We start from the raw sequence: 14067 nt of genomic DNA, 5'->3' as shown, positions 1-14067 counted from the left end.
GTAATCCGAATGAACCCACCCCCACACGCCAGGGTGAGGCCATTCTTCGCCGTCACCTGCACATGCCCCTGCACCGACTGCACGGTGATGTCCTGCTGGGCTTTCATGCCCAGCCCATCGCCGTGGGATTCGATGTCCAGGGGTCCTTTGCCGGAGACCAGGCGCAGGCCTTCCTGTTGGGCCAGCAGCGAGATGCCCTGGTTGGCGTGGGCCGACAGCCGCTTGGCGGCGGCGAGGTTGATTTCGTTGTGGCTTTGCAGGTACAGCGCGTCGCCGCTCTTGAGCAGCAGGCTGGCCGGGGTGACGGCGCCGATGCCCTGGGGGGCGCTGAGCAGGATGGCGGCAGCCGAAAGGTCTTTTGCGTCGGCCTGGAGTTGTTCCAAGCCGCGCAGGTCGGGTTTGCGGCTGTGGTGGGCCTGGGCGATGTCCTGCCATTCGGCCATCTGCTGTCTGGCACCTTCGACCTGGGCGGTGGCCGGGTTCATGGTGAGGACGTCGCCCTTGGCCTGGGTTTGCTCATCAGCACTGATAAACACCCCCTTGCCCGCACGAAGGGCGCCATGTCCATCGGTGCGCAACTCAAACCCTTCCCCCCGCTTCGTCTGCTCGGCATCCACCAGATGCCCCAGGTTCAACTGGCTCTTGCCGCTGTGCTCGGTGCTGAGCTTGATGTGCTCCTGCCCGCGGGTGTCGTCCATGCGCAGTTTGTTGTTGCTCGGGGTGCGCAGCACGTTGCGGCGCTCGTTGCGGGCGGTGACGGGGTCCGGGTGCCGGTCGTCGTGCAGGGCGTGGGCGATGTAGGGGCGGTCGGGGTCGCCGTGCTCGAAGGCCACCGCCACTTCGGTGCCGGCCTGCAGCGGGAAATGCAGGCCGTGGGTGTCGCCGCCGTAGGGTCGGGCCAGGCGCAGCCAGGCGCTTTCGCGGCCGGCTTGCCAGGTGTCGCGGTCGAACAGGAAGCGCACCTTGTAGCGGCCCTCGAAGTCGAGGTCAGCGTACGGCGGGTTGACTTCCGGGTGACTGACGCGGGCGGGAATGGTGCCGCTGATGCGCGGCTTGGGCGGCAGCGGTGGGCGAAAGCACACGGTTTCCGAGTAAGGAATCGCTTGGAAGGTGGCGATGAAGCTGCGGTCCCGGGCCGCTTCGGTGCGCAGGCTGACGATCACCGCGCCAAACTCGAAGGCCTGGGGCGCGCCGCCGGTGATTTCGAGCATCTGGGCCGGGGCCAGGGTGGCGCTGCTGGTGGTGCCGCTGAGGCGGGTCTGGTCGTTGAGGTAGAGTTCATGGCGCAGGCGCGCGTAGAAAAAACCACTTTCGCTTTGCAGGTCCTCGTCCAGGGCGTAGCGCTCGCCCAGCACCGTGTAGGGTTCGCCGTAGTGATAGGCCTCGCCGTAGGTGCCCTTTGCGCGGCGGGTATGGTCGACCTCGCCGTCGAGGAACGCGTAGGCCTCGCGATGGTGGTAGGCGCGAAAGTTGATGTTTTTTTCCACCACCTGGTGGGCGGTTTGCAGGTGCCAGACCGCGTCCTGCTCGCTGGCGCACAAGCCGGACGGCGGGCGACACGGCAACTTGACGCCGCGCTGGTAGTGCCGCTGATCGTCGTGAAACTCCACCACGTCGATGCTCAGGCGGTCATCGCTGACGACCCGGTACCAGATGCCGACATCAGCCAGCAGGCGCTCGATGAAGGCCAGGTCGCTTTCGTCGTATTGCATGACCTGTTCACGCCGGGGGTAGTCGCGCACTACATTGAAATAGAAATGCTGGCCCCGGAAATCATGGCGCGTGCGCAGGATGTGTTCGACGATCTGCGGCACCGACTGGTGCTGGTAGATCCGAAACTGCTTGCCCCGCGCCAGCAGCGCGAAACGCGGTTGCAACGTGATTTCGTAGCGGGCTTCGTCGTTGGAGCCGGACAGGCGCTTGAACGCCGTGATCGCGCCATTGAACGTGCGCAGCGGCTTGATCTCCGGCGGCGCGAAGCCCTTGGGCGTCGGCGGTGGCGGCAGCGGGTAAAGACTGAAGTAAGCATCCCGGTTGAGCAGGTCGGTGACCACCAGGTCGCGCTCGGTGCAGGTGAATTCGATGCGGTAGTGGTAGGGCCGGCTCAGGTGCTCCTCGCCGGTGAAGGCCAGGACGTCGAGATGGGCTGTGAGGTCGCAGACGCTCAGGGTGTGGCGGCTGTGGTCGAAGAAGGTGGCCATGTTCATCGCGCAGGCTCCATGGCGACGGTGCCGGTCCCGGCCGTGTCCGCGACATCGATGAAACGCAGGGTGATGCCCTCCTCCTGGCAATAACCCAGGCGCACCCCGTTTGTTCTTATCTGCGCGGCCCGGCGTTGCAACAACTGTTGGCTCAGCACGGGCAAAATCTGTTCGTTGAGCAGGCTATCGATGTTGCGCGCCCCGGTATCGGGCAGCAGGCAAGCGGCAACCATCGCTTCGCCGAGGGCATCGTCGAACTCGCAGTCCAGGCCATAGTGGCGCCGCAAACGGTGGGCAACATGGCCTAGCTTGATCGCAACGATGCATTGCAGCGCACCGACTTGCAGCGGGCGATAGATGAGGGTCTGGAAACGCGCCAGCAAGGCCGGCTGAAAGTGTTCGCGCAGGATCGGTCGCAGGCATTCATGCAACGTGCCGTCCGGCGCGTCGGGTTGAACGTGAAGGCAGGCCTGCAACGCGTCGCTGCCCAGGTTGGAGGTCATCAGAATGACGGTGTTGCGAAAATCTACCTCTCGCCCTTCTCCATCACGCATGAAGCCACGATCGAACACCTGGTAGAACAGGTTCAGGACGTCGCGATGGGCTTTTTCCACCTCGTCGAGCAGCACGACGCTGTAGGGCCGTTGACGCACGGCTTCGGTCAGCACACCACCTTGTCCGTAACCGACGTAACCGGGCGGCGAACCTTTGAGCTGGCTGACAGTGTGGGCTTCCTGATACTCGGAAAGGTTGAGGGTGACGAGCGCCTTTTCGCCGCCGAACAGGGCGTCGGCCAAGGCCCGGGCGGTTTCGGTCTTGCCTACCCCGCTGGTGCCCACCAGCAGGAAAACGCCCAGGGGGCCTTTGTCATCGGCGAGCCCGGTCTTGGCGGCACGCAGGCGCTGGGCCAACGCTTCGAGGGCTGGGGCCTGGCCGACGACGCGCTCCGCCAATTGTTGTTCAAGCTCCAGCAGGTGCGCTTGTTCATCTTTGAGCAAACTGCCCAGGGGCACCCCAGTCCAATCGGCGATCACCTCAGCTACGCTGCGGGCGTCGACATCCAGGGATAACATCGGCTGATTGCCTTGGATCGCATCCAGTTCCTGTTGCAACTGGACACAATCCACCCAGCGCGGCGGCTCTGCCTCGCGAGCATCGAGTAATTGTTGAGAGAGATCGAGCACCTGCCTGTATCGGCTCAGCAGCTCGATTCGGCCGCGTTCCAATTCGGCATGTTGCGCAGCGATCTGCCCGAGGCGTTCGGTGTCGACGCGACTGCCCAGGCCCTGGTCGGCTTCCAGTGCCTCTCGCTCCAGTTCCAGGGCAGCCTGCCGCGCCTTGACGTGGACCAACGCCTGGGGTTCGCAATCGACACTCATGCGCACCCTTGCACAGGCCGTGTCCAACAGGTCGACGGCCTTGTCCGGCAATTGACGGCCCGTGAGGTAGCGCCGCGACAGGCTGACGGCCGCCTGCACCGCCGCATCCTGGATGTGGACGCCGTGGTGGCTCGCGTAGCGGGCCTTGAGGCCGCGCAACATCAGGCAGGCATTGGCATCGTCCGGTTCGTCGACCTTGACCTGCTGGAAGCGACGCTCCAATGCCGCATCCCGCTCGAAGTATTGCTTGTATTCGCCCCAGGTGGTCGCGGCGATGGTGCGCAATTCGCCACGGGCCAGGGCGGGTTTGAGCAGGTTTGCCGCGTCGGCGCCCCCCGCCTGGTTGCCGGCGCCGATCAGCGTATGGGCTTCGTCGATGAACAGCAGGATCGGCGTTTCGGACTGCTGCACCGCGTCGATGACGCTTTTGAGGCGGTGTTCGAACTCCCCCTTGACCCCGGCACCGGCTTGCAGCAACCCCAAATCCAGCGCGCGCACGCAGACGGACTTCAGGCTTTCGGGCACGTCGCCTTGGGCGATGCGCAGGGCGAGGCCTTCGACCAGCGCGGTTTTGCCCACGCCCGGCTCACCGACCAGGATCGGGTTGTTCTTGCGTCGGCGACTGAGTATGTCAATGACCTGACGTATCTCATCGTCGCGACCGAACACCGGATCAATTTGCCCTTCCCCAGCCCGGGCGGTCAGGTCCAGGGTGAATCTGTCCAGCAGTAGCGTGCGTGCATCAGGCTTGGCGTCTCCGTTCAAGGCGGCGATGGGATCGCTTATCGCAACAGGCTCCTGCCCTTGGGGACGCTCTTCGGAGACTTGATCCAGCAAAGCAAACAGGCGTTGCAGTTGGAGCTCGCCGAGGCTGAGCAGCGGCCAGGCCGCTTCGCAAACCAGCAGCCCGGGGTCGTCCATCAGCGCACCCAGCAGATGGGCGGAGCGCAGCCGGTCGTTGTCGTCATCCAGCGAGGCCCGCAGCCAGGCATGCTTGACCAGTATTTGCAACGGTTCAGACAGCTGTGGCTTGGCCTGTACGCTGCGCGGCAGGTTATCGAGGTGGTTGAGCAGGCCGCACCAAAGCGCCTCCAGGTCCAGTTCGTGACGACGGGCGATGACGGTCAGGTCGCCCTCGCCCTGCCCCAGCAACTTGAGCAACCAGTGCTCGATGGTGATGTGGGCATGGGCGCGGCTCTGACACATTGAGGCCGCGTCGCTCAGGGCCTGGGCGCAGTAGGGATTCAAACGACGAAGCAGACGCGAGGGGCTTTGTGCCATGGGGAGCATCCTTGTTCGGGTTCCGGTACAGGTCGGGTAAACGGGGGAAACAGATGTTCTTGGCTGAGCGCCCGCGAACGGACGCTCAACCCAGCACACCGGCAATCGGCGGCGCCGCAGTGGCCTTTGGGCTTATTCGCCTCAGGCGCTTTGGCGTTCGCTCCAGGAATCGGAATGAATGATGTTGCCGTCCTTGTAGGTCCAGGTGACCTTCTCGTAGCGCAACTCAATCTGTTCCAGGTGGTTATGCTTCTCTTTGGTCGGGTCTTTGATGTCGTGCATTTTTGGCGCGACCTTCACCACCTTGACGTTCTCCAGCTTGGTGATGAAGTACTCGACCTCCTGCCCGGCATCATCGATGCGGTACCACTTGAATTCGGCGCTCTTGAGCGTCTGCCCGGTGGTAACGGCCTTGTAGAGGTAGGGACTGGAGGCGTCGATTTCCTTTGAAAACAGGAACGGCGTATGAACCCGCGCGCCGGTCAGCTTGCCGGTGTTGTTATCGGTCGGGATGTACAGGCTGTGATCCTGAGCAACCACTTCGATGCTGCCCTCGCGCTTTTGTACATCCACGGAACCTTTGATTTGCGCGCCGCCGTCATCTTGCAGCCAGAGGTAAATGGGAATTGCCATGTGAAGCTCCTTTTCAAGATTGAATGTCGCTGAATGCGACTGGGGGTTGACTGTCCGACCCTGTCGTGGGGAACGCACAAGCGCCCACTTCAGGTACCAGACGGATATCGACTCGGCGGTTGGCCGCACGCCCCGCCTCGGTGTCATTGCTGGCGATCGGCTGGCTTGCGCCAAACCCTTGCACGGCGAAACACGTGTCAGGCATGCCGCCCACGTGCAGCATCCATTCATGCACGGCGGCGGCACGGGCTCGGGACAGCTTGAGGTTGTGCGCGGCTTCGCCGGTGGCATCGGTGTGCCCGGCAATCACGATCAGCCAGCCGGATCGTGCCTTGATGCCGACCAACGCTTTGACCAGTACCTTGGTTGAACCCGGCTTGAGCCGCGCGCTGCCCGGGCTGAACAGGGACAGGCTGTCTAGCCTCACGGGTTCGGACGCTTGCGCAGGCATTGGCCCGGGCGACGTCAGACGACTGGAAAGCGCCGCCCTCAATGGCTCGCGCAAAAGGTCACCGCGATATAGCCCCATGCCCAGCGCCAGGGGTTCACCCTGTCGGTGGTAGGTCTGCAGCCGATGCGCGGTCTCACGGAGGTTGACCTCGGCTTGCTGGCGCCAGCGAGATGTTGGTTGTTCCTGAGGTTCCATCTCAAGGAGCGGCGCATAGCGGCGCAGGTCATCAGTGACCTGGCGGACCAACAAGTTGTTCTGCCATGCGGAACTGGCCAGGGCGATCCCGCCGGCCAGGGCATACATCCACACCGCGATGATGGCGGCACGCTGCATCGAGGTACGTTGGGCCCGCAGTGGAATCAGGTTCAGCAGAGGATCCGGAAACGGCAGCACCGCTTGCATCTCCCCTGTCCTGGTGTCGACCAGCGCCACTTTGCTACGTAGCCGCTGCTCCCAGAGATTCCCCTCCACGGTTTGCGGTATTGCCGGCACCAACTTTATCGACCAGCACACCGCCGAGCCTCGCCCGTCACCGCGTGAATTGAAATGCGGCAGCACCATCTCGTGCAGCCACGCCACCGCATTGTTCAGCTGCACGCCCGCATGCAACCGTGTCGCCCGCAGCGCCGAACGGGTGGGCTGTTGCAGCCAGTCAGCCAGATCGACACAGGCTCCGGCATCATGAACACGAGGATTATTGGGAGGACCATCCACCCAGCAGAACCATGGGTCCACGCGCTGAGGTGCGCGGACATAACTCACCAGCATCATTGGCAAGGACGCACCCTGCCTGCCTGCCAGCGCGGCTTGGTGACGAAACGCTCGTATCCGCCCCGCCAGTTCAGCTTCATTCCCGTGTGCTGCAGGGTTGATGACGAACATCACGCTGAGCTGAGCACCCCACCCCGGACGCAAGGCCAGCAGGCTCTCGGTCACGTTCGGCAACTGCTCGACACTCGGCACCCGTAAATAGCAACCTTGATGGGTGACGCGTAGCGCCCATCGCTCGGCGGGGACGGTGCCGAACAGGCCATCCAGGGCGTCGCCGCAGACCAGGACCACCGGTTGACGAAACGACGAGGGTGGCATGGCCACATCGGCGGCGAACTCTACCGACTGGCGCAATCGAGCCGCACGATGATTGGCCATCGCCCAAACCACCGTCGCAACGCCGATCATGACCAACACCGCGATCACGCGTATCCGGGTGTCGAGCGGGAGGATGAACAGCAATATCACGCCAAGCATCCCGGCCCATGCCCAAAGGACTCGTTTCAATGGAATCGTCATAGGGCCCCTCATGCCTGGCCGGGCATGAGGGAAACAACCACGCCGGCCAGCCAGTGATCCATTGCCCACCAGACACCGGCATGCAGCAGCGCCACCGCTATTCCATGGAACCATGGGGATTGATGCCGACCCAGGCGACCGCCCTTTCGCGTAGCAAGGTTCTGGCTGATATTCAAAGGCGGGACCTGAGCGTCGAGGGCGGCAAGCACTTGCTCGCGCTCAGGGTCGTCAGGGTCCGTGTAGCGGCCTCCGAAACCCAGCATGAGTACCCGATGGAACACGACAAGCACCCGTGGATCCGGTGATGGTTCGCGCAATACCAGGCGCATTTCCTCGTAGAGAAACTCACCGGCCTGGTGCCGGTTGAACAGCTTGGCCTGTAGCGGTTCGCGGCTCCATTCGGCTCGTATCGGGCCCTTCGTGCAGACGAGGATGGCTTCGTCGAGCAGCGCACATTGGGCATGACTGATGTGTTCGATGCTGCGCGGTTCCACCGCGAGCTGTTCGAGCTGCCGTCGAACCTGCTCGACCTGTTCAAGGCAAAGCTGCTGCAGCGCCTGGGTGTCGTGTACCGAAGTACCATGGCGTAACTCGACCACCAGCAAATAACTATCCTGCAGCAAGGCGTCGATATGCTTCGCCATTGCGTGGGTTTGTTTCGTGAAGTTCAGCGTCATGTGCGTAACACCGCAAACAGTTCAAGTTGGACTTGCGACAAAGTGCTGGGCACGTAGCAAGCAAAAGCCCCGGCGGCCAGCATGGCCTGGCCCTTGGCGTGACCGAGATCGAGGGCGAAGTACTGGTTTTCCAGGCGCAGCGCGATGGCCGCGGGCACATGGCTGAGGGGCTTCAGGGGGACGCCGTCGAGCGCCGCATTGATCAGGTTGTCGACATCGGCCGGCGCGCCGACCTTGCACAAGCGAGGAAATTGCTCCTGCAACTGTGCCGCCGGTAACTGGCAGCGCACCGAGAGGTAGAAATCAGCGCCGTCAGGTTCACGTAGCCGGGCATCGTTGAGCGTTACCTGCCAGCGATTGGCGCTCGTGTTCTCCAGGACCAGTGCTATGACGCGCGAAGGCAGGCTGGCTTCAAGCAACGTTGCGATACAACGCATCAGCGGTGCAAACACCGTCTCCAGTTGCTCATGCCGATAGGCTGGAATCCTGTCGATATCGTGTTCCAGCGAAAACGTCAGCAGCCCCCCGGCCAGCTTGGCGAGCTCCAGATAGACCTGCTCGGGATGTCGCTGGGGATAGGACTTGATATCAGCCAGCACCGGCTCGTAGGTGTTCAAGGCGTTGAGCAACCAGAACAACGACACATCGGCTACAGCGAAGTCAGCCATGCGTTGATTGCTCTCCCGGCGCATGCCCATCAGGCGCTGCCGCTTGGCCGACAGCTGCGTCAATAGGTTGTCCAGCTGGAGCAACAGACCCGGGTGCGCGGCGAAACTGAGCAATGGCGGTACGTAGGCCGGATCGAGACGCCACTTGCCCTGCCCTTCACGTATCAGGCGCGCGATGGGACAGACCAGGTAATCACCGTTGTCGTCCTTGTCCAGGCGCAGCGACAGGTTGTGCTCCAGCACGGCGATCGACTGCACTTCCTGCGCATAGAGATCCTGCACGCTACGCCAGTCTTGACGGTAACGGGTGGGCCGATCGGCGCGGCCCTCCTCCATCAGGCAATTGTTTCCGTTGGCCTGTTCCAAGGGCAGGGCCAGCAGCACGAGCGCCTCCCGGGTGTCGTCGGTCAATAACCGCGACAACTCCAGCCCAGGCGGAAGACGATCCACCCGTTCGCTGTCGAGCAGGGTACCGTCGGGCATGCACACGCTTAGCCGGGTTGCCTTGAGCTTACCAAGGCCCAATGCGTCGGTATCGAACTCGACGGCCGTCACGCCCCAGGGATGCGCCAAGGCCAAGCCGGCGCGTTGCTCGTTGGCCCACGCTTCCCAGCGCGCCTGTTGTTGAAACTGTTGCGCAGACAACAGGGTGCCGGACGTCCATAAGGGACGATCGATTTTCATGGCGTCATTTCCTTGAAAGCGAGTCAGGCTTTCGCCTTGGGCATTTGCGAGACCAGGGATAAGTTGACGTCCATGCCCTCGACCTGAAAGTGCGGCACTGCGTACAACTTGACCCGGAAGAAACCGGGGTTGTCCTCGATGTCCTCCACCGTCACCTTTGCGTCACGAAGAGGGTGCGAAGCCTGCAGGTCATCGCCCGGATCGGTCATTTCGGTGACAAGTCCACCGATCCACTTGTTGAGTTCCAGCTCCAGCAAACGACGATCCTTGGTGGTGCCGATGTTTTCGCGTTGGATCAACTTCAAGTAATGGGCAATGCGCGAGAGCAGGAAGATATAGGGCAGCCGTGCGTTGATCCGGCTGTTGGCGGTAGCATCCGCGGTGTCGTACAACGCAGGTTTCTGAGCCGAGCTGGCGGAGAAGAAACAGGCGTAGTCGCGGTTCTTGTAATACGACAAGGAAATGAAACCGAGATTGGCGAATTCAAATTCGCGGGTTTCCGGGATCATCACCTCTGAAGGAATCTTCACCTGGTTGCCAGTGCCCAGGTCATACAAGTGGATCGGCAGGTCGGTGACTGCGCCGCCCGATTGAGGCCCACGGATCTGCACGCACCATCCATTGGCGATGAAGCTCTTGACCATGTTGGCGGCAAAGGCAAAGGATGCGTTGGTCCACAAATACCTGTCGTGATCGGGGCCCTTGACGCTCTCGATGTAATTGAAGCTGCGCACTGGCACGGTATCCGGGCCATAGGGCAGGCGACCCAGGACCCTCGGCATGGTCAGGCCGATGTATCGCGCATCGTCACTGTCGCGAAACGCCTTCCACTTGATGTATTCGGCGCGATCGAAATAGTTGCCGATGTCCTTGATGGCAGCCACTTCCTCCATGGATCGCTTGCCGAAAAATGCCGGTCCCACCGAACCGATGAAGGGCATATGGGCTGCCGCGGCGACTTTCGAAATATTACGCAGCAAGGCGATGTCCTGCGGGCTACGATCGAACTCGTAGTTGGAGATCGCTGCCGCGATCGGCTCTCCGCCCGGCGTGTCGTATTCACGGGTATAGGTATGCAGGTACAGCCCGCTCTGGGCGATTTCGGGGGCGTCTTCGAAGTCTCGTACCAGATCATCCTTGCTGATATCCAGCAGTTCTATTCGCACGTTCTGTCGAAAATCGGTCTGGTCGACCAGGGACTTTACGCCGCGCCAGGTTGATTCGATTCTTTGGAATTCGGCGTGATGCATGACCGCATCAAGTTGACGACTGATTTGCATGTCGAGCAACGCTATATGCTCATCCAGCAGCACTTTGTCCAATCGTTCCACTCTGTGCGGCGATTCCTTGAGCAACTTCAAGAACACACTGACAGCGGCAGTGACGCGCTCGTCAACCGAGGCCTCGGACAGCGCCTCGGCATGCTGGAAAGTTTCGATGCTTCCCAACTCCGCGATGGGATTCAAATTGATCTTACTGAACAGGGCTGCATAAACTCCCTTATCTTCAGCCAATACTGTAGCGCCGCGCGATTGCACGTTATTACTTTCAGTAGACATATGAATTTACTCTTTGGGCTGCCGCCCGTATTTGATTAGCGAATGTCTTTTGGCGCCAAGGCCGCCAATTCGTCCCGCAGTTCATTGCTGAGCGCATCATCCTGGAGGATGCGCTCCAATTCTTGACGGAAGGCCATGTTATCAAGCAGGTTCGACTTCAAGTCGCGTAGAAGATTGCGCATGGCCAGCAGCGCCCGTAATTGAGGGATCTGCCTGGCTACTTGTTCCGGCTCAAAGTCTTTCATGCGATGAAACTGCAGTTCAATTGAAATATCCTCGCCGTTGTCCGCGAATGTGTTATGCGCAGCGATCGTCAAAGTTGGCGAAAACTCGGCCAGGACATGATCGACGTTGTGCTTGTTGATATTGATCTTGTCTCTGACGGATAAAGGGAGCTGTTCCCTGCCGTTGCTGTAATCTCCCATCACCATCAATTTGAGTGGCAACTCAACTTTCTTTTGCGCGCCGCCAGTGTGCAGATCAAGTTTGATATTGATCCTGCTCTTGGGTACTTCATTCTGGAAACTGTATGAAGCCATGCCTATTCCTCTCAAACCGGATGTTAAGTGTTCGCTGTACAAACATAGCGAAGCGGCGCAGAGCCGGACAGGTCTAAACCCAGGCCATTTCTACGAAAGAGAATGGACTCACAAGCTGTCGGAAAATGGCCTACAGATACGGTTTACAACGAAGCGTTGCCGACGTCGGTGCGCGGTTGACACCCGAGACGCGAGGGAGAGGCTTACAAACGAGGAATGACGCAAACCCATTTTCAAGCCGGGTTTCGCGGCGTCTATCTTGGAGCGGTTGCCGCCATGCGAAGTTCAAGGCTTTTGTCTTCCGGATGATCTATACCTTCAGGTACACGTCGTCAGGCCAAGGGACAGGCCGACGTGTAGCCAATAATAATGTCGTGCCCTCGGTCGGGTGCTGCTTGCTTTGGACAGCAGGAGGCTATTTGCGCGCCGCCTCCCTCAATAGAATGGCGCGCCTTTCAATGCCTGAAGTAACGATCATGAGCCGGATCACCCGCGTATTGAATGACCGTACCAGCGTATTGTCGCTGCTCTGCCTGCTCCTGGCTGTCGATAGCGCGTGCGGCGAGCCCCAGGTCATTGAACTGCACATCCTCGACGCGCCCCCGTTGACACTCCTCAACGACCCCAGGGGCCACGGCATTGTCGGCGATGTCGCCGTGAAGGCGATCACCCGCGCCGGGTATGCGGTAAAGATCCATGTGCTTCCCTGGGCCAGGGCGCAAAAGCACGTCAGCGAGGAGCATGACTTCTTGATAGCGCCGCTGTCGCGCATTCCGGGGCGAGAAACCCGCTTCACCTGGATTTCGTCGATCATGCCCATGGAGCGCGCGTTCTTCAGCCTCGATCATAAGGTCGGCAGCTTTGCCCAAGCGAAAGGAACCTTTCGCAAGGTGGGCGTCGGCCTGGGCAGCGCGCAAGAGGAAATCCTGCGCACCGAGGGCTTTCGGGACGACCAGATCTACCCGTTGGCCATCGGCGACAACCCTGCCCAAATGCTCCTGATGGGGCGCATCGATGCCTGGTTCAACGGCGTGCCCGAAAGCCGATATATCTGGCCAAAAGTGTCCAAGCGCAAGCTGCTCATGAGTACAGTGGGCAGCAGTGCCGACCTCTATCTCGCGTGCTCCAGGCAATGCTCGGCGAAACTCGTCGAGGATTTGCGCGGCGCGGTGGAAGCGTTGCGCAATGAAGGGGCGATCAAGCGTATCCATGATCTTTATGTCCCGTGACATGGCCGAGCGGGCGATGGCATCAGTCTTGCGAACCACCTGAAGGGATATCAACTGGATTGATAGCCAACTAACGAAAGCCCCGCGATAGAGGCCTCGTCGATGACTTATATCATTCCGGATGATAGTTACCTTTGTTTCATTCGATTCGTTCCTCTGCGCCTCGACACGCATCATCCGCCCATCTCAATACACTTGGCGGATGCTATCCATGGAACATTCACTTTCTAAATTGCGCTTTCCCCTCGCACTGTTGGCGGTGCTGGTGATCAGCGCTTGCGGTAAGACTCCCGATACGGCAGCTTCGATGCCGGCGGCCAAAGTCAGCGTGGCCAAGGTGCTGGAGCAGCCCGTCAACGAATGGGATGAATTCACCGGGCGCCTCGAAGCGCCGGAAACCGTCGAGATACGCCCGCGGGTTTCGGGGCAGATCGATCAAGTTGCTTTCACCGAAGGCGCCCTGGTCAAGAAAGGCGACCTGTTGTTCCAGATCGACCCCCGCCCCTTCCAGGCGGAAGTGCGTCGTCTCGAAGCGCAACTGGCGCAGGCCCGCGCCACCGCGACCCGCAGCGAGAACGAGGCCCAACGTGGCGAACGCCTGCGTCTGAGCAATGCGATTTCCGCTGAGCTGGCGGATTCGCGTACGACCGCTGCACAGGAAGCCCGCGCCGCCGTGGCAGGTATTCAAGCGCAGCTGGACCTGGCCAAGCTGAACCTCAGCTTCACCCGAGTTACCTCGCCCATCAACGGTCGTGTCAGCCGGGCGGAAATCACCGCCGGCAACCTGGTGACCGCCGACGTCACGCCGTTGACCAGTGTGGTGTCCACCGACAAGGTCTACGCCTACTTCGACGCCGACGAGCGTGTGTTCCTCAAGTACACCCAACTTGCCCGCCAAGGCCAGCGCGGCCAAGCCACGCCGGTCTACATGGGCCTGTCCAACGAAGACGGCAATCCGCACCTGGGCCAGATGAACTTCGTCGACAACCAGGTCAACCCACAGACCGGCACGATCCGTGGTCGCGCGGTGTTCGACAATAAAGACGGCGCCTTCACGCCAGGCCTTTATGCCCGACTGAAGCTGGTGGGCAGCGGCACCTATTCCGCCGTGCTGATCAACGACGAAGCCGTAGGCACCGACCTGGGCAAGAAATTCGTCCTGGTGATGGATGGCGAGAACAAGCCGGCCTACCGCGCTGTCGAGCTGGGGCCAAAGATCGAAGGCCTGCGCATCGTGCGCAACGGCCTGAGCAAGGACGACACCATTATCGTCAAGGGGCTGCAACGGGCCCGTCCGGGTTCGCCGGTTACGCCTGAAACCGTGCCGATGGCCAGCGAGCAGACCCTCGCCGCCCTGGCACAACAACGCAAAGCGCTCGAAGCCAGCAATCTGCCCCAGGTCGCGCCCTCCAAGGCAGCGTCCGGAGCGGCAGGCAAACTGGCCTCTGCGTCCCCACGCGGTTAAGGGACTGAACT

Annotated in this window: 10 protein-coding genes; 2 read left to right on the top strand and 8 right to left on the bottom strand. The window is 61.2% G+C overall.

The window, feature by feature from the left end; all coding sequences use genetic code 11:
- The 8 genes from ACLK1G_RS19325 to tssB form a co-directional block, all read right to left on the bottom strand.
- Positions 1-2207: type VI secretion system Vgr family protein (locus ACLK1G_RS19325; protein ID WP_420766883.1), on the bottom strand; the 2207-nt coding region annotated here is incomplete at its 3' end.
- Positions 2204-4861 carry a type VI secretion system ATPase TssH gene (gene tssH / locus ACLK1G_RS19320; RefSeq protein ID WP_420766882.1) on the bottom strand — a complete coding sequence of 886 codons (2658 nt, stop codon included), beginning with the start codon at positions 4859-4861 and terminating at the stop codon, positions 2204-2206. The genes tssH and ACLK1G_RS19325, both read right to left, overlap by 4 nt.
- Positions 4862-5002: 141 nt before the next feature.
- Positions 5003-5494, bottom strand: coding sequence for an Hcp family type VI secretion system effector (locus ACLK1G_RS19315; protein ID WP_420766881.1), 492 nt, complete (start codon positions 5492-5494; stop codon positions 5003-5005).
- 13 nt (positions 5495-5507) lie between these two features.
- Positions 5508-7235, bottom strand: coding sequence for an OmpA family protein (locus tag ACLK1G_RS19310; protein ID WP_420766880.1), 1728 nt, complete (start codon positions 7233-7235; stop codon positions 5508-5510).
- Between the two features lie 8 nt (positions 7236-7243).
- Positions 7244-7912, bottom strand: a complete 669-nt coding sequence (gene tssL / locus ACLK1G_RS19305) for a type VI secretion system protein TssL, short form (protein WP_420766879.1) — start codon at positions 7910-7912, stop codon at positions 7244-7246.
- Positions 7909-9264 carry a type VI secretion system baseplate subunit TssK gene (gene tssK / locus ACLK1G_RS19300; protein ID WP_420766878.1) on the bottom strand — a complete coding sequence of 452 codons (1356 nt, stop codon included), beginning with the start codon at positions 9262-9264 and terminating at the stop codon, positions 7909-7911. The genes tssL and tssK overlap by 4 nt, the downstream gene beginning before the upstream one ends.
- Before the next feature lie 23 nt (positions 9265-9287).
- Entirely contained in the window at positions 9288-10823 is a 1536-nt protein-coding gene (gene tssC / locus ACLK1G_RS19295; RefSeq protein ID WP_420766877.1) for a type VI secretion system contractile sheath large subunit, read from the bottom strand.
- Between the two features lie 35 nt (positions 10824-10858).
- Entirely contained in the window at positions 10859-11362 is a 504-nt protein-coding gene (gene tssB, locus ACLK1G_RS19290) for a type VI secretion system contractile sheath small subunit (RefSeq protein WP_420766876.1), read from the bottom strand.
- 476 nt (positions 11363-11838) lie between these two features.
- Here tssB and ACLK1G_RS19285 point away from each other — a divergent pair, with 476 nt between their 5' ends.
- Together ACLK1G_RS19285 and mexE are read left to right on the top strand one after the other, a co-directional pair.
- Positions 11839-12591 (top strand): substrate-binding periplasmic protein, encoded by a 753-nt coding sequence (locus tag ACLK1G_RS19285; RefSeq protein WP_420766887.1) that lies wholly within the window; start codon positions 11839-11841, stop codon positions 12589-12591.
- A 211-nt stretch (positions 12592-12802) separates the two neighbouring features.
- On the top strand, positions 12803-14056 hold the full coding sequence (gene mexE / locus ACLK1G_RS19280) for a multidrug efflux RND transporter periplasmic adaptor subunit MexE (protein ID WP_420766875.1): 1254 nt from the start codon (positions 12803-12805) through the stop codon (positions 14054-14056).
- Positions 14057-14067: the final 11 nt, after the last annotated feature.

The organism is Pseudomonas algeriensis (genome assembly GCF_048847255.1).
Lineage (GTDB): Bacteria > Pseudomonadota > Gammaproteobacteria > Pseudomonadales > Pseudomonadaceae > Aquipseudomonas.
Note: the sequence above shows the minus strand (reverse complement) of the source record. Positions and strands in the feature narration are given on the sequence as shown.